Annotated in this window: 16 protein-coding genes; 10 read left to right on the top strand and 6 right to left on the bottom strand. The window is 61.2% G+C overall.

The window, feature by feature from the left end; all coding sequences use genetic code 11:
• Positions 1-23 precede the first annotated feature (23 nt).
• The 3 genes from IG629_RS10335 (at position 24) to IG629_RS10325 (ending at position 3,088) form a co-directional block, all read left to right on the top strand.
• Complete coding sequence (locus IG629_RS10335; RefSeq protein WP_193171873.1) at positions 24-410, top strand: ectoine synthase; 387 nt, start codon at positions 24-26, stop codon at positions 408-410.
• A gap of 55 nt (positions 411-465) precedes the next feature.
• Entirely contained in the window at positions 466-1,926 is a 1,461-nt protein-coding gene (locus IG629_RS10330) for an aspartate kinase (protein ID WP_193171872.1), read from the top strand.
• 118 nt (positions 1,927-2,044) lie between these two features.
• Positions 2,045-3,088 (top strand): ABC transporter ATP-binding protein, encoded by a 1,044-nt coding sequence (locus IG629_RS10325; protein WP_193171871.1) that lies wholly within the window; start codon positions 2,045-2,047, stop codon positions 3,086-3,088.
• Between the two features lie 7 nt (positions 3,089-3,095).
• On the opposite strand, the gene IG629_RS10320 is transcribed toward IG629_RS10325, so the two are convergent.
• On the bottom strand, positions 3,096-3,662 hold the full coding sequence (locus IG629_RS10320; protein ID WP_193171870.1) for a TetR/AcrR family transcriptional regulator: 567 nt from the start codon (positions 3,660-3,662) through the stop codon (positions 3,096-3,098).
• A 75-nt stretch (positions 3,663-3,737) separates the two neighbouring features.
• Between IG629_RS10320 and IG629_RS10315 the strand changes: the two genes are divergently transcribed.
• Together IG629_RS10315 and IG629_RS10310 are read left to right on the top strand one after the other, a co-directional pair.
• Positions 3,738-4,145, top strand: a complete 408-nt coding sequence (locus IG629_RS10315) for a RidA family protein (RefSeq protein WP_193171869.1) — start codon at positions 3,738-3,740, stop codon at positions 4,143-4,145.
• A 134-nt stretch (positions 4,146-4,279) separates the two neighbouring features.
• On the top strand, positions 4,280-4,792 hold the full coding sequence (locus tag IG629_RS10310; protein ID WP_193171868.1) for an N-acetyltransferase: 513 nt from the start codon (positions 4,280-4,282) through the stop codon (positions 4,790-4,792).
• Between the two features lie 95 nt (positions 4,793-4,887).
• Here the strand turns inward: IG629_RS10310 and IG629_RS10305 are convergent, their stop codons facing one another.
• The 5 genes from IG629_RS10305 to IG629_RS10285 form a co-directional block, all read right to left on the bottom strand.
• Positions 4,888-6,177 carry an ABC transporter substrate-binding protein gene (locus IG629_RS10305; protein WP_193171867.1) on the bottom strand — a complete coding sequence of 430 codons (1,290 nt, stop codon included), beginning with the start codon at positions 6,175-6,177 and terminating at the stop codon, positions 4,888-4,890.
• A gap of 11 nt (positions 6,178-6,188) precedes the next feature.
• Positions 6,189-7,049: a carbohydrate ABC transporter permease gene (locus IG629_RS10300; RefSeq protein ID WP_226886601.1), complete on the bottom strand. Its 861-nt coding sequence runs from the start codon at positions 7,047-7,049 to the stop codon at positions 6,189-6,191.
• The gene (locus IG629_RS10295; protein ID WP_319025063.1) at positions 7,039-7,938 is read right to left on the bottom strand and encodes a carbohydrate ABC transporter permease; all 900 of its coding nucleotides are present in this window, start codon (positions 7,936-7,938) and stop codon (positions 7,039-7,041) included. Before IG629_RS10295 ends, IG629_RS10300 begins: the two co-directional genes overlap by 11 nt.
• A 148-nt stretch (positions 7,939-8,086) precedes the next feature.
• Positions 8,087-8,797, bottom strand: a complete 711-nt coding sequence (locus tag IG629_RS10290) for an aspartate/glutamate racemase family protein (RefSeq protein WP_193171866.1) — start codon at positions 8,795-8,797, stop codon at positions 8,087-8,089.
• 17 nt (positions 8,798-8,814) lie between these two features.
• Complete coding sequence (locus tag IG629_RS10285; protein ID WP_193171865.1) at positions 8,815-9,516, bottom strand: GntR family transcriptional regulator; 702 nt, start codon at positions 9,514-9,516, stop codon at positions 8,815-8,817.
• A gap of 140 nt (positions 9,517-9,656) precedes the next feature.
• On the opposite strand from IG629_RS10285, the gene IG629_RS10280 reads away from it, so the two are divergent.
• The 5 genes from IG629_RS10280 to IG629_RS10260 all read left to right on the top strand — a co-directional run bounded on the left by IG629_RS10280 (position 9,657) and on the right by IG629_RS10260 (position 15,417).
• A complete protein-coding gene (locus tag IG629_RS10280) occupies positions 9,657-11,357 on the top strand; it encodes a thiamine pyrophosphate-binding protein (RefSeq protein ID WP_226886600.1) in 1,701 nt (566 codons plus the stop codon).
• A gap of 2 nt (positions 11,358-11,359) precedes the next feature.
• Entirely contained in the window at positions 11,360-12,499 is a 1,140-nt protein-coding gene (locus IG629_RS10275; protein ID WP_193171864.1) for an enolase C-terminal domain-like protein, read from the top strand.
• The gene (locus IG629_RS10270; protein ID WP_193171863.1) at positions 12,496-13,749 is read left to right on the top strand and encodes an NAD(P)/FAD-dependent oxidoreductase; all 1,254 of its coding nucleotides are present in this window, start codon (positions 12,496-12,498) and stop codon (positions 13,747-13,749) included. Before IG629_RS10275 ends, IG629_RS10270 begins: the two co-directional genes overlap by 4 nt.
• Positions 13,750-13,795: 46 nt before the next feature.
• The gene (locus tag IG629_RS10265; RefSeq protein ID WP_028466989.1) at positions 13,796-14,773 is read left to right on the top strand and encodes a TRAP transporter substrate-binding protein; all 978 of its coding nucleotides are present in this window, start codon (positions 13,796-13,798) and stop codon (positions 14,771-14,773) included.
• A gap of 113 nt (positions 14,774-14,886) precedes the next feature.
• Positions 14,887-15,417, top strand: a complete 531-nt coding sequence (locus tag IG629_RS10260) for a TRAP transporter small permease (RefSeq protein ID WP_028466988.1) — start codon at positions 14,887-14,889, stop codon at positions 15,415-15,417.
• Positions 15,418-15,419: the final 2 nt, after the last annotated feature.

The raw sequence follows: 15,419 nt of genomic DNA, 5'->3' as shown, positions 1-15,419 counted from the left end.
ACCTGAATAAACGAGAGTTAAAGATGATTGTCCGTACCTATGACGAATGCCGCGACACCGACCGCCATGTTGTGACGGAAGGTTGGGAAAGCGTTCGCATGCTGCTGAAGGACGACAAGATGGGCTTCAGCTTCCATATCACGACCATCTTCCCGAACAGCGAGCACACGTTCGAATACAAGAACCATTTCGAGTCCGTCTATTGCGTGTCCGGCGGCGGTTCGATCACCGATCTTGCCAAGAACGAAACCCACGAGATCAAGGTGGGGACCATGTATGCCCTGAACCTGCATGACCGGCATGTCCTGAGGGGCGGCCCGGAAGGCATGGTCGTGGCCTGCTGCTTCAATCCGCCGGTATCCGGCCGCGAAGTGCATGACGAGACCGGCGCCTACGCCGCTGATGTCTAGGACGCGGCCTGATCGGGCCGCGCCGCATCGCAGACGAAACTCCTCGGGGGACATCATGTTAGAGCCAGTCGAGCCGTATCATAGTCATACGGTGGAGAAGATCGGCGGTACGTCGATTGCCAACACTGAAGCGATCCTGAAAAACGTGTTCCTGCGCAGCCACACCGATGCGGAGCCTTACGGCCGCATCTTCGTGGTCTCGGCCTATGCCGGGATGACCGACCGGTTGCTGGAACACAAAAAGACCGGCGCGCCGGGTGTGTTCGCTCATTATGCCGGGTCGGAGTCCGACTGGGCATGGGGTGATTCCCTGACCGAGCTCGCCGAGGCAATGATTGCCAAGAACGCCGACGTGCTGGCCGACCCGGCCTCGCGCCGTCTGGCCGATGGTTTCGTCCGCGACCGGGTCGAGGGCGTGCGAAATTGCCTGCTCGATCTGCAGCGGCTGTGCAGTCACGGCCATTTCCGCCTCGATCACCACATGGAAACGGTGCGCGAAATGCTGGCTGGGCTTGGCGAGGCGCATAGCGCTTTCAACACAAGCCTGCTGCTGAAGGATAATGGCATCAATGCCGTCTTCATCGACCTGACCGGCTGGCGTGACGAGAGAGACCTGCAGTTGGACGAGCGGATTTCAGGGGCGCTCGACGGCATCGACTTCGCTCGTGAATTGCCGATCGTGACCGGCTATGCACATTGCCGCGAAGGCATGGTGCGCCGGTTCGACCGTGGCTATACCGAGGTCACTTTTTCCCGCCTGGCGGTGGTGACCAAGGCGCGGGAAGCTGTAATCCACAAGGAATTTCACCTGTCCAGCGCCGATCCGAAGTTGGTGGGCGAAGGTAAGGTCCGGACCATCGGTCACACGAATTACGATGTGGCGGACCAGCTCTCCAACATGGGTATGGAAGCGGTGCATCCGAACGCGGCGAAGGGGCTTCGCCAGGCTGGCATCCCGCTGCGGGTCCGGAACACGTTCGATCCGGCCGATCCTGGGACGATGTTCGAAGGCGATTATGTCTCCGAAGAGCCGCGTGTCGAGATTGTCACCGGTCTGAAGGACGTGCACGCTCTGGAGTTTTTCGAGCAGGAAATGGTCGGTGTCAAAGGCTATGACACCGGTATTCTGGAGGCGCTGAAGCGGCATAACGTCCGCATCGTCACCAAGACCTCGAACGCCAATACCATCACGCATTTTCTGGCCGGCTCGCGCAAGGCGGTGAAGCGGGTAATCGCGGATCTCGGCGCAGCCTTCCCGACGGCGGAAATCTCCACGCGGAACGTCGCCATCGTCTCGGCCATCGGTAGCGACATGTCGGTGCCGGGGCTCGACGCAACGGCGCTTGTGGCATTGACGGAAGCCGGCATCGAGTTGCTCGGTGTGCACCGCCTGTCCCGCAAGGTGGACATGATGTTCATCCTGGAAGAGAGCCAGTTCGAGACGGCCATCGCAGCTCTGCATGCGGCGCTGGTCGAAACAGATACGGATACCGCGGCTGAACGCGCCGCCGCCTGAAAACACCGATAGAGACTTTACGGCAAAGGCCGGCCCGCATTGCGAGCCGGCCTTTGCACGTTCATAAGCCTGTAGTCTGTTTTCGCTAGAAAGATCACTTCGAAACCGGGAGTGATCAATGAGCGGAATTCGCTATCAGGGTGTGTCGAAAAATTTCGGCGATGTCGAGGTCATCAAAAGTCTCGATCTGGAAATCGCCGATGGCGAGTTCGTGGTTTATGTCGGCCCGTCCGGCTGCGGCAAGACGACCCTGCTCCGGATGATGGCCGGGCTTGAGACAGTCTCCGCCGGACGGATCTTTATCGGCGAGACGGACGTTACCGATGTGCCGCCGAAGGACCGGAACATCTCCATGGTGTTCCAGAACTACGCCCTCTATCCGCATATGAGCGTGGCCCAGAATATCGGCTTCGGCCTGCGCCTGAAGGGTGTGCCGCGCGCCGAGCGCGATGCGGCGGTCCGCGAGACGGCGGAGCTGCTCGGCCTCGGCGGATTGCTGGAGCGCAAACCCCGCGCCCTCTCCGGCGGCCAGCGTCAGCGGGTGGCGATGGGCCGGGCGATCATCCGGCATCCCGAGGTCTTCCTGATGGATGAGCCGCTTTCCAACCTCGACGCCCAGCTCCGCAATCACATGCGCACGGAGATCAAGGCCCTGCAGAGCCGGCTCGGCGTGACCACGATCTATGTGACGCACGATCAGGTCGAGGCCATGACCATGGCAGACCGGATCGTGGTGCTGAACGGCGGCGAGATCCAGCAGGTCGGCACCCCTGATGAGCTTTACTCACATCCGGCGAACAAGTTCGTCGCGGGCTTCATCGGCGCCCCGGTGATGAATTTCTTTCCGGCGGGCTGGCTGCAGAAAGCCGACGCGGGACGGCTCGCGGACGGCGCGTCCGAGATCGGCATCCGGCCGGATCGCCTGCGCCTTTGCCAGAGCGAGGGGCCGCTGCCTGTGCAATGGCGCGCGCGGGTGGAGCTTGTTGAACCGCTCGGTGGCGAGGCGCTGGTCCATGTCGCTTTCGACGGCCAGCGCGCCTGCCTGAAACAGCGTGACAGTGTCCGGCCCGCTGCGGGGGATGAGATAGAGATCGGGTTCGATCTCGGAGATGCACATCTGTTTGCAGCGGATGGAGTGGCGCGGCCTGTGGCTGCTGGCTGAGTGGCCCCTACAATATAGACCTAAACACCGCCGCGACCTGTTCGGTGGTGGGCTTCGGGCCCTGGCCGGTGGCATGCATCAGCCCGATCCCGTCGATCAGCCCGGCACAGGTCTCGATCGGGACATCGGCCCGGCCATCCGAGATCAGTCTCAGGAAGAACTCGATCGGCCGCCGCGCCGCCGCGGTCAACTGGGCGCCAACATCTGCCAGATCCTCGCGGCGGGCTGAGGCCATGGTGAGCTCGATCCGGGCCAGAAACAGGTTCCGGGAGTTGTCCGCATAACTGACGACTTCTTCGGCGACATACTGAACCGCCGCATCCATGCCGTCTTTTGCCGCGATCTGCGCGAAGCCGACCTGAAGCTCTTCGCAATCCTTTGCCAGAAGCTCCGCAAGATGCTGTGAGGCAGCGACGAGGAGCGAAGCCTTTTTGGGGAAATAGTAGGACGAAGAGCCTTGCGGCAGCCCCGCAACCTCATCGACCGCGCGATGCGTGACGCCTTCCAGGCCCTTGCTGGCGAGCAGGTCGATCACCCCATTCAGAATGGCATCGCGGCGCGCGGGCTTTTGCATTGAAAATTATCCTCTACACATGTAGAGATTAAATGCGCAGTCGCAGTAAAATCTCTATCGAAACCGGAGCAAATTATGACGCAATCCATCACCCGATTGAACCCTCCGTCTCTGCCCGATGCCGGGGAGATGGGCTATTCGCAGATCTCGATCGCCGAGCCGGGCCGCATAGCCTTCATTTCTGGTCAGGTTGCCTGGCGCCCGAATGGTGAGCCGGTTCCGGAAAGCCTGACCGAGCAGATGGAGATCGTCGCGATCAATGCAAAGGCTGCTCTGGATGCGATTGGCGCGACGCCGCAGGACGTGCTGATCGCGCGCGTCTATTTGGTGAACCTGACGCCTGAACGACTGGAGGAACTGATGCCGCCATTTCTGGCCATTTTCGAGGGCGCGCAGCCGAGCGTCACCGGCGTTGGCGTCGCGGCCCTTGCCGCTCCGGACCTGCAGGTCGAGATGGAAATGACTGTCCGATTGCCAGACTGATCGCAGGTCCTTCGTTCTGCAGGAACATGATCGCTCTCTGTAATAACCCCAGCTACGGAACCTTCGTCGCTTATTGTCTGTTCCTTTTTCATGCGGCACCATTTTCTTCGGGTGTCAGTTAAAGGAATAGGTCGATGTCTCAAACCGCCCCTAAGGCTCACGTCCGTCTTGCCGAGACGCGAGATCTCGATGCAGTCGTTCTGATGACCGAAAGCCGACGGATACAATATCAGGAGTACCAGCCAGTATTTTGGCGTAAAGCCAAAGACTCCACGGAACAGGCTTATGAATTTCTGGAAAAGCTCCTTACCTGGGATAAGGCGGTTTTCTTGGTGTCCGAGCAAGCTGGAAAGGTGAACGGGTTTCTCGTCGCGACAGAAGTAAAAGCGCCTCCCGTTTATGATCCGCAAGGTGCGACATATCAGGTCGATGATTTTTGTGTGATCTCACCAGACTTGTGGTTGGTGGCTGGCCGCCCTCTGTTGGCGGAAACACGGAGAAGGGTCCGGGAACGAGGAGCTGTTCAGATTGTGGTCGTTTGTGGAGATCGCGATATTGCCAAGGCCGAATTGTTGCGCAGGGAGAAACTCTCCATCGCGTCAAACTGGTGGACACAGCCTTTGTGTGATCGACCGCTGATGATGTGAAGCGGAATTCGCTCCATTGCAGGTGGGCCGGCGCACGAAAAGCCCCACCATCTCTGGCGGGGCTTCGTGGTTCAATTAGGTGAGCTGAGCCGCGCTTACTTCAGCGTCAGCGCGGTCTGTTCTGCGTAGGGAGCGAGAACCGCGTCGGCGTTCTTCTGCGCACGGGCGGCAGCTTCACGGAAGGTCAGCTCCGGATCGGAGAGCAGGGCCTGCATCTCGTCTTCCACGGCTTTGCGGACGGCGACGGTGTTGTAGGTCGCGATCCACGGACCGGCATAGGCGAGCTGCTCGACGGCGCGCAGCGCGTCCGGGTGCTCGGCGGTGAACTTCTTCATTTCCGGCAGATCGTAGGCGGTCTGGCGCGGGGCGAAGTAACCGGTGAAGCGGGACCAGTGGCCGATTTTTTCAGCCGAAGTCAGCCAGGAGATGAATTCCCACGCACCCTTTTTCTGGGCGTCGGTGGTGCCTTTGAAGGAGACCAGAGACGCGCCGCCGATCGGAACTGAATTGCGGATGTTGCGCGGCATGAAGGCGACGTCATAGTCGAATTTCGCGTTTTCGCGGACGAAGGTGAGCGCGCCGGTGGAGAGCACGATCATCGAGGCTTTGCCGGAGAAGAAGGAGGTGGAGACCTGCTTGGAGTTGGTCACGCCCGTCGGCATCGCTTTGTGCTGATGCGCGAAGTCGCGCCAGAACTTCAGAGCGCCCTGTGTGGAGGCGTGGTCGTAGAAGATCTCGCCCGGATAGACCGTGTTGTAGAACTGACCGCCATTGGCCATGGTCAGGGCCTGCACGAGCCAGCCGTTATAATCGTAGTTGGACGGCATCATGATGCCCCAACGCTCGCCTTCCGGCTTGGTCAGCTTCTTCGCAGCATCGACCCATTCGGCCCAGGTTTCCGGTGCCTTGGTGATGCCGGCTTCGGCGAAATGCTCTTTGTTGTAGTAAAGGATCGGAGTCGAGTTCTGGAACGGGATGGAATAGACGTCGCCGTTGAAATAGGCGTTCGGACGCACGGCCGGCCAGAATTCCTGCATCAGGCCGTCGAGGTCGGTGTCGCCTGCCAGCTCTTTGATCGGAACGATCAGGTCGTTCATCGCAAGTTCGGTGGCGAAGTTGGCGCTCATCAGCACCACTGCCGGAGGCTTGCCTGCTTCGGCGGCAGCCTGGGATTTCACCTTGGTGTCGTCATAGCTGCCGGTAAAGACGCCGACCACTTCGACGCCGTCCTGGGAAGAATTGAATTCCTTCACCAGCTTCTGCATTTCGCGGGACAGCTTGCCCTGAACCGGGGCCGGGAACATGAATTCGATACGCTCGGCCGCAACGGCGGACGAGGCGATGAGACCGGCGCAGAGCGCGCCAACCGCAGACCTGATGAACATCGTTAAGCTCCTTACTTCACGCCGGATGACATGAAACTGTTGACGAATTGCCGCTGGAAGGCCGTGAAGGCGATGAACAGCGGCGCCATGATGAAGAGCGTCCCGGCGGCAATTAGCCCCCAGTCCGACGCTCCCTCCGCGCCTTGCGCGAAGCTGACGAGGCCCACGGTCAGAACCATCTTGTCCGGATCGTTGATGACCATCAGGGGCCAGAGAAATTCGTTCCAGTGATAGACCACCGAAACGATGGAAAAGGCGGTGAGCCCGGGCAGCGAGAGCGGGATCAGGACGTAACGCAGCACCTGCCACCAGGAAGCGCCGTCGATGATCGCGGCTTCCTCGAAATCCTTCGGGATCGTGCGGAAGGTCTGGCGCATCAGGAAGGTGCCGAAGGCCGAGCCCCAATAGGGCGCCATGACGCCGATCAGGCTGTCATAGAGACCGAGATGCACCAGCGTCGTCAGGTTCGGCACGATCAGCACCGGCGGCGCAAGCATCAGCTGCAGCAGGAAGATGTAGAAGATCGCTTCCTTGCCGGGAAAATTGATCCGCGCGAAGGCATAGCCGGCGAGGCTGATCGTCACCAGTTGCACCACCAGCGTGCCGATGACGAGGATGGTCGAGTTCAGGAACCAGAGCGGCCAGTAGCCATCCTCGATGGCGTACCGGTAGCTCTGCAGCGTCGGCACGAAATCCGGGAACAGTGAGGCCATGCCGAGCCCGCCACCCGGATCCGGCCGGAAGCTGGCGATCAACATCCAGAGAAATGGCGTCGACCAGAGGAAAACAACAGCACACATGGCGGCCGCAAGCAGCGCGCCGGGGGCAAGCCACTGCCCGGGAACGGCCCATTGCTTGAGATCAGGTTTCATAATGCACCTTGCGTTCGACGGTGCGCATGGACAGGAAGGAGAGTGTCAGCAGGGCGATCAGGGTGACGACGGTTGCCGCGGTCGCCTTGCCCAGATCGTAGAATTCATGGGCCTGCTGGTAGATGTAGTAGAGCAGCAGGCTGGTCGAATTGTTCGGCCCGCCGTCGGTCATGACAATGACATGGTCGATCTGGCTGACCGCGCTGATCAGGGCAATGACCATGACGAAGGCGAAGGTCGGCCCGAGCATCGGGATGATCACGAAATAGAGTCGCTGCAGCCAGTTCGCGCCCTCGATCTTTGCCGCTTCCTCCGCGTCCTGCGGCACGCCCTGCAATCCGGCGAGGAAGAACAGCATGTAGTAGCCCGCATTCTTCCAGGTGGTCAGCGCCATCAGGGAGACGAGCGCGAGGTCCGGATTGCCGAGCCAGTTGGTGGCGGAGACCCCGAGCTTGGCGAGGTAATAGTCCAGCAGGCCGATATCCGGCATGAAGACGAAGATGAAGACGGCCGCCGCGCCGACCAGTGGCACAAGGGTGGGGAAGAACAGAACGGAGCGGAGGATCGAGGAGAGGTTCGTCGTCTCGCGCAGGGCCAGCGCGAACAGAAAGCCAAAAAGTACGCTCGGGATCACCGTGCCGGCGGCATAGAGCGCATTGTTCGCGAGCGCACCGAGAAAATGTGCATCCTGGAAGATCCGGAAATAATTCTCCGCGCCGACGAAAGTACCGCTGTCGCCGACACGCTTCTTGTCCGAGAGTGAGGCCAGAAGAACCTGCAGCATCGGCCAGTAGGTGAAGGCGGCGAGACACAGAAACGCTGGCAGCAGCAACAGATACGGCCGCGCCGATCTGAAGGATCTCGGCGTTTCTCGGGTGGGCTTGTTCACGATCCTCAACACTCCTCGTCACGTGAGGAGGAGTGGGTATCACCCTCATTCGAACAGTCGTGTCACCGCCATGTGAACATTATGGGAATGATTGAAGTCGGAACGAAGATGGGGTTGCATCTTCGTTCGAACATTCGTGTTTTGAGCCTCAGAACCGGCGCGGCACGAGCCCGGACTGGAACCAGGAAACGAAGCTCAGCATGGAATAAACGGGCAGGCCGGTGGCGTCCCGGATATCGGCCGCATAGGGCAGCATGTTGGTGCATTCGAGAACGAGCGCACCGATGTCCGGATGGTCCCGCTGCATTTTCAGGGCGGCCTCGACATTGTCCTTGCAGGCAGCGTCGACATCGAGCTCGAGTTCATTGTTGAGGATCGCACGGGTGAATTCCCGGCCATCTTCGGTGCTGCCAATCGGCGTGCCTTCGGGCACGCGGGCTTGTTCCAGATGGACGGGAGTGAGGGTCGAGGCGGAGATTGTGAGCACACCGGCCCGCTTCCCGGCGGGCAGCAGCCGGTTCACCATGTCGACCTGCATCAGCGAGGAGGTGGCGACAGGCACGCCGACCGCGCTCGCGAGTTCATCCTGGAAGAGCGAGAGAAAGCCGCAATTGGTGGTGATGCCGTCGACACCGTCAGCGACCAGGCCTTTTGCGGCCTCGATGAAATTGTCCAGCAGGCCTGCGGCGCCGCGCCTTACCACCCGGTCGGGGGAGGCATCGCGGACCACGCGGTAATGTACCGGGAAGTCCCAGGTCAGCGCGTTGCCCATGTCTCCCGGAATGCGGGGAAATTGCGCTTCCAGCATGAGGATGCCGACCGAGGCGCCGTAAATTGCCTTCCCGCCGCGTACTTTCATTTCCGCTCTCCTGATCTTCAATCTTTCTGGGGTTCGAACTGCCGGTCGAACAGCTCTTCGGGGCCGGCCATGTATATGTTGGAGAAACTTTCTTTAACGGAGGCGACGATCTGGTCCATCCGGCGGCGAATATGCTTGCCGAGGATCTCGGCTGCGAGGTCTGCGTTACGGTCCAGCATCGCCTCCATGATCGCCCTGTGTTCGCCCTTGGTCTCCTTCACCCGGCTCGCCATGTCGAGCCAGCGGATGAAGCGGATGCGTTGATTGATCTGCCCGAGATGGCGAGCGAGTTCGTGATTGCCGGAGAGTTCGGCGATGGCGATGTGGAAAGCTTCGTCCCGGTCGGTCACCTCGCGCACGGTCTTGCCAACATAACTCAGGCCGTTGGCATGAAGATCGTCACTCAGGGCCTTCAAATCAGTGTCGCTGGCGCTCTCGCAGGCTTTGCGAACGGCGGCCAGTTCCAGGATCTCGCGCAGCTCGTACAGCTCATAGACGGAACGTGCATCCAGCTCCCGGCAGAAGAAGCCAAGGCCCGGCTTGAAGTCGATCAGCTGTTCCGTGACGAGGCGGTTCAGCGCTTCGCGCAGCGGCGTCCGGCTGACCGCCAGCTCCCGTGATATGCCGATCTCGTTGATCCGCTCGCCCGGCCGGAACTGGAAATTTACGGCTCGCTCTTTCAGCCGCATATAGGCCTCTTCGACCCGTCCTTCACTCATGACGTTTCATCCGAACAGTTTCTTGCCGAGGCGCCTTGACTCCGGTGCCGCTCTTTTACAACATGCAGGCCTGTATACAATACTGTGTTCAAAAATATCCCACCAGCGCATTCCGCGCGCCACCCGAGGAAAATGATACAATGGACAAGTCGATGGGCAACCGGATGACCGGCGCGGAAGCCATGGTCCGAATGCTCGAAGCCCATGGCGTGAAGCACATGTTCGGGCTATGCGGCGACACCACGTTGCCCTTCTACGACGCGATGGCCCGGCTCGATCACGGGATCAAGCACATCCTGACCAGGGACGAGCGTCATGCCGGCTATATGGCGGATGCCTATGCCCGTGTGACCGGCCGTCCTGGCGTCTGCGAGGGGCCGTCCGGCGGTGGAGCGACCTATATCCTTCCGGGCGTGGTCGAGGCGAATGAAAGCTCGGTGCCGATCATGGCGATCACCACCGACGTCTCGACGACGGCGCGGGGGCGTTATCCGCTGACCGAACTCGACCAGGTCGCGATGTTCCGGCCGCTGACCAAATGGAACACCTCTCTGGACGATGCCTCACGCCTGCCGGCGATGATGCGCACCGCCTTCCGGGCGATGACGACGGGCCGCCCGGGTGCAGTTCATCTGGCCCTGCCGTTCGACACACAGAAAGGCGCCGTTGAGGATGCCGAGATCTGGGCCGATCCGGGCCACCGCACTTATCCGGCGGAGCCGTCCGGCCCGGACTTGGCAGCGGTGAAGGAAGCAGCGAGAATTCTCGCCGGTGCGAAATCTGCCGTGGCCGTTTGTGGTGGCGGGCCGGTGATCGCGGGCGCGACCGAAGCCCTCGGCCGTTTGGCTGCTTTGCTCGACCTGCCGATCGCGACCAGCGTTTCCGGGCAGGGTGCGATTGCAGAGACCGATCCCTACGCGGTCGGTGTCGTTGGCTCCAATGGCGGCGTGCCCACCTCCCGCGCGGTTACGGACGAGGCGGATGTGATCCTGTTCATCGGTTGCCGGGCCGGGTCCGTGACCACGGAACGCTGGCGCTCTCCCGCCCAGGACAAGACCATCATCCATATCGACAGCGACCCGATGGTGATCGGCGCCAATTACAACACCGCCGTCTCCATCGTTTCCGACGCCCGTCTGGCGCTTGAGGCGCTGAACGTGGAAGTCGAGGCGATTGCCGACCGCAACATGCAGAACGGCAAGACCCGCGCCGCGTCCGCCTGGGAAGGCAAGCTGAAGAACTTCCTGCCGTTGGCGACCACGACGGAGCGGCCGATCCGGCCGGAACGGGTGATCGCGGATCTGATGGACCTGTTGGATGACGATGCCACTATCGTCGCCGATCCGGGCACGCCGTGCCCGTATTTCTCCGCGCACTATCGCTGGCCCCAGGCAGGCCGGCATTTCATCACCAACCGGGCGCACGGCGCGCTCGGCTACTCTCTCGCTGCCGCGATGGGGGCCTATATCGGCCGTCCGTCCTCCCAGACCCTCGCGGTCATGGGTGATGGTTCCTTCAACTTCTGCTGTGGCGAGTTCGAGACCATCGTGCGCGAGAAAATGCCGATCAAGAGCATCGTCTTCTCCAACTCGGTCTTCGGCTGGATCAAGGCCGGGCAGGATTCAGGTTTCGGCAAGCGCTTCTACAATGTTGACTTCAGCCGCACCAACCATGCCGCCGTCGCTAGCGCCTTCGGCATAAAGTCCTGGACGGTGGAAGATCCTGCGGAATTCAGGTCGGTGATGAAGCAGGCATTGGAACATGACGGGCCGACACTGGTCGATGTCATCTCCCAGCCGCTGCACGAAGCCGCGGCACCGGTATCGGAGTGGATTGCCTGACCATGTTCAGCGCGGACGAAAAGATCACCGGTCTCGACCTCTGGCATCTCGCCTTGCCGGTGGTCTCCCGACGGGATCACGGCATCGGGTCCGTGGAAGGTGCGGTCGAAATCGTTGTGGTCCGGCTGACTTCGGAAAGCGGTGCGGTTGGCTTCGGCGAGGCATCGCCCTGGTCCGTCTTCACTGGTTCTCCGGAGGCCAGCTATGCCGCGCTTGATCGCTACATCCGTCCGCATGTCGTCGGCAAAAAGGTTGGCGGCATCGCGGCGATCATGGAGATTGCCGCCAAGGCGGTAGCCCATTGCACGGAAGCGAAGGCGGCGCTTGAAAGTGCGTTGCTGGATCTTAACGGGCGGATCGCGGGCGTACCGGTCTGGGCGTTGCTCGGCGGCAAGGCGCGGGACACGATCCCGCTCTCCGTCTCGCTTGCCGATCCGGATTTCAATGCCGACCTGGCCTTGCTCGAACGGCTTGCCGATGACGGTGTCGGGATCGTCAAAATGAAGGCCGGCTTCAAGGAGCATGCTTTCGACATCATGCGGCTGGAGAAGATCCGCGCCAACTGGCCGGATCTGGATGTCCGAGTCGATTTCAACCGGGGCCTCGCGATTGAGGGCGCTGTTGCCAAGGTCCGCGATGTTGCCAGCTTCGAGCCGACCTTTATCGAGCAACCGGTGGCCCATCATCATTTCGACCTGATGGCCGAGATTCGCGCCTCAATCGACGTGCCGTTGATCGCCGACGAGAGTGTCTTCGGCCCGGAAGACATGGTGCGCGCCATTGCCGAAGGGATTTGCGACGGGGTTTCCATCAAGATCATGAAGGCGGGCGGAATGCGCCGCGGGCAGACGGTTGCCCGCATGGCGGCGGCTGCTGGGCTTTCGGCTTATGGGGGCGACATGTTCGAGAGCGGGCTCGCCCATCTCGCAGGTGCGCACATGATCGCGGCGACACCGGAAATCAGGCTCGGCTGCGAGTTCTACCAAGCGCAATATTACCTGAAGGACGACATTCTCGCCGAAAGCTTCCCGAGCCAGGGCGGTGTTGTCACAATTCCCGACACACCCGGTCTGGGAATACTTCCGGATGTGGAAAAGCTGGCGCACTATGCGGTCCAATCGACCGTGGGGGCGGGCAAGTGAGTGATACGAAGAAGCATGTAATTGTCGTTGGGGCCGGGATCGTCGGGGTTTCAACTGCGATCTGGCTGCAGCGCGACGGGCATCAGGTGACGCTGGTCGACCGGGAAGGTCCGGCAGCGGGTACCAGCTATGGCAATGCAGGGCTTCTGGCCTCCGGCTCCATCGTTCCAGTCACTGGGCCGGGGCTGATCGGCAAGGCGCCGAAGATGCTGTTCGATCCGGACCAGCCGCTGTTCCTGCGCTGGTCCTACCTGCCGAAATTGTTGCCCTGGCTGTTCAAGTATCTGGGCCATGCGAATGCCGCGGATACAAAGCGGATCGCCAGCGCGTTGCACGACATCATCGGCGATAGCGTGACCGATCATCAGGCGCTGGCAGCCGGCACCGGGGCGGAGCAGTGGATCAAGCCGCAGGAATACATGGTCGCCTACAACGACCGGGCGCATTACGAGGGCGACGCCTTCGCCTGGTCGATCCGGCGCGCGCATGGCGTCCAGTTCGAGGAACTGGAAGGCGCCGCGCTGGCCGAGCAGGAATCGGTCCTGAGCGACGACATCAAGTTCGGCGTTCGGGTTCTGAACCATGGCCGGATCTCCGACCCCGGCGCCTATGTGAAAGCGCTCGCGGCTCATGTCGTCGCGGAAGGCGGCAAGCTGGTGCAGGCCGAGGTGTCGGATATCGTCCGCGAAAATGGCGTGGCGACCGGTGTGCGCGCGGGGGGCGAGACGATTTCCGGTGATGCCGTGGTGGTGGCCATGGGCGCCTGGTCCGGCAAGCTCTCGAAACTGCTCGGGATGGATATCCCGCTTGAGTCCGAGCGCGGCTATCACCTTGAGTTCTGGGAACCGTCGGCGATGCCGAAGACGCCGATCATGGTCGCCTCCGGCAAGTTCGTGCTGACCCCGATGGAAGGGCGTCTCCGGGCGGCCGGTGTGGTCGAGTTCGGCGGCCTTGAAGCGGGACCGTCCAGGGCGCCGTTCGAGCTGCTGCGCCGCGCGGTACGCAAGGCAATGCCGGATCTGACGTTCAAGGAAGAAACCGAATGGATGGGGCATCGGCCGGCAACGACGGACTCGATCCCGTTGATCGGGGAAGTTCCCGGCACCCGGGGGGCTTACCTCGGCTATGGGCACCAGCATGTCGGGCTTACGGGGGGACCGAAAACGGGGCGGATCCTCGCTCAACTCATCGGCGGCAAAAAGCCGAACATGGACTTAACGCGTTACTCTCCTTCACGCTTCGCGGGGTGAGGGGAGTATGACTGGCCGAACAGGGTCATAAACTGGGAGACTTGAGATGAAAAAACTTTCGACAGCAATTGCCGCGGCTGCGTTCGCGGTTGCCGGTTCTGCCGGTGCGATGGCGGAAAAATGGGATATGCCGATGGCCTATTCCGGCTCCAACTTCCATTCCGCCACCGGCGCTGAGTTTGCGAAATGCGTGACAACCGGCACGGGCGGCGACATCGAGATCGTGACGCACCCGTCCGGCTCCCTCTTCAAGGGCAATGACATCAAGCGTGCTGTTCAGACCGGCCAGGCGCCGATCGGCGAGCGTCTGCTGTCCGCGCACCAGAACGAGAACGTCGTGTTCGCTTTCGACTCGATCCCGTTCCTCGCGACCTCCTTCGACGATGCGGCGAAGCTCTGGAAAGCGGCGAAGCCGACGCTTGAAAAGATCCTCGCCGACCAGAATCTGGTCCTGCTTTATGCCGTTCCGTGGCCGCCGCAGGGTCTCTACTTCAAGAAGGAAGTGAACGCGGTTGCCGACATGAAAGGCATCAAGTTCCGCTCCTACAACAACGCCACTGCGCGGCTCGCCGAGCTGACCGGGATGCTTCCGGTGCAGATCGAGGCTGCTGAAATCAGCCAGGCCTTCGCGACTGGTGTGGCCGATTCAATGATCTCATCCGGCGCGACCGGCTATGACCGCAAGGTCTGGGAGAGCCTGACCCATTTCTACGAAGTCGATGGCTGGCTGCCGCGTAACTCGGTCATGGTGAATGGCGACGTCTGGAACGGTCTCGACGATGCCAAGAAGGGCGTCCTGCGGGGCTGCGCAGAGCTTGCCGAATATGCAGGCACCTGGCGCGCGATCGAGTACACGCAGTTCACCCTGAATGGTCTGAAAGCCGGCGGCATGACTGTCGGTCCGGCAAGCGACACTCTCCAAGCCGAATTGCGGGCGATCGGTGAGACCATGACCAAGGAGTGGCTGGAATCCGCCGGTGCCGAAGGCAAGGCCATTGTCGATGCTTACAAGGCGATGAAGTAACTCCTCATCTTTAGACCGGGGGCGAAGCAATTTCGCCCCCGGTTGAATATCGACCCGACGCTCCGACCTACTGATACCTGTTCCGGAGCTGGCATACCTCCCGAGGAGACCTCATGGTTTTTCTGGCAAAACTCAGAGCCGGGCTGGACCGGCTTTATCTTGTATCCGGCGCGATCGGCGCGTTGTTCCTGATCGCCATATTGAGTTTGATCGTCCTGCAGATGCTGGCGCGCTGGACCGGTGAGGTGTTTCCGGGAGCCGCTGAATATGTCGGGTACTGCATGGCTGCCGCTTCGTTCTTCGCCTTTGCGCACACCCTGCAGCGCGGCGCGCATATCCGTGTTTCGATGCTGCTGAATGTGGTCCCGGCCGGTGTCCGCCGCGTGCTCGAAATCTGGTGCTTTGCGATCGGAACGGCGCTCGGCTGGTATTTCGTCTGGTATGCCGTGAAGTTCGTCTACTGGTCCTGGAAGTTCAAGGATATCAGCCAGGGGCAGGATGCGACCCTGCTCTGGATGCCGCAGACCGGCATGGTCATCGGCGCGGTCATCCTGGCGATCTCGCTGACCGATTTTCTCATTCACATGGTCTTCACCGGACGGCACAGGATCGTGCACGAGTCGGTCGAATCCCACGCGGAGTAGGG

Origin of the sequence: Nisaea nitritireducens (assembly GCF_014904795.1) — a bacterium.
Classification (GTDB): Bacteria; Pseudomonadota; Alphaproteobacteria; order Thalassobaculales; family Thalassobaculaceae; genus Nisaea; species Nisaea nitritireducens.
The sequence above is the reverse complement of the archived record's forward strand: the minus strand, read 5'-3'. Positions and strand labels throughout refer to the sequence as shown.

Coding starts and splice junctions, on each gene's coding strand:
- IG629_RS10315 (WP_193171869.1), top strand. CDS start 3,738: ATGACGCAATCCATCACCCGATTGAACCCTCCGTCTCTGCCCGATGCC.
- IG629_RS10320 (WP_193171870.1), bottom strand. CDS start 3,662: ATGCAAAAGCCCGCGCGCCGCGATGCCATTCTGAATGGGGTGATCGAC.
- IG629_RS10280 (WP_226886600.1), top strand. CDS start 9,657: ATGGACAAGTCGATGGGCAACCGGATGACCGGCGCGGAAGCCATGGTC.
- IG629_RS10325 (WP_193171871.1), top strand. CDS start 2,045: ATGAGCGGAATTCGCTATCAGGGTGTGTCGAAAAATTTCGGCGATGTC.
- IG629_RS10335 (WP_193171873.1), top strand. CDS start 24: ATGATTGTCCGTACCTATGACGAATGCCGCGACACCGACCGCCATGTT.
- IG629_RS10305 (WP_193171867.1), bottom strand. CDS start 6,177: ATGTTCATCAGGTCTGCGGTTGGCGCGCTCTGCGCCGGTCTCATCGCC.
- IG629_RS10310 (WP_193171868.1), top strand. CDS start 4,280: ATGTCTCAAACCGCCCCTAAGGCTCACGTCCGTCTTGCCGAGACGCGA.
- IG629_RS10300 (WP_226886601.1), bottom strand. CDS start 7,049: ATGAAACCTGATCTCAAGCAATGGGCCGTTCCCGGGCAGTGGCTTGCC.
- IG629_RS10265 (WP_028466989.1), top strand. CDS start 13,796: ATGAAAAAACTTTCGACAGCAATTGCCGCGGCTGCGTTCGCGGTTGCC.
- IG629_RS10290 (WP_193171866.1), bottom strand. CDS start 8,797: ATGAAAGTACGCGGCGGGAAGGCAATTTACGGCGCCTCGGTCGGCATC.
- IG629_RS10275 (WP_193171864.1), top strand. CDS start 11,360: ATGTTCAGCGCGGACGAAAAGATCACCGGTCTCGACCTCTGGCATCTC.
- IG629_RS10330 (WP_193171872.1), top strand. CDS start 466: ATGTTAGAGCCAGTCGAGCCGTATCATAGTCATACGGTGGAGAAGATC.
- IG629_RS10260 (WP_028466988.1), top strand. CDS start 14,887: ATGGTTTTTCTGGCAAAACTCAGAGCCGGGCTGGACCGGCTTTATCTT.
- IG629_RS10285 (WP_193171865.1), bottom strand. CDS start 9,516: ATGAGTGAAGGACGGGTCGAAGAGGCCTATATGCGGCTGAAAGAGCGA.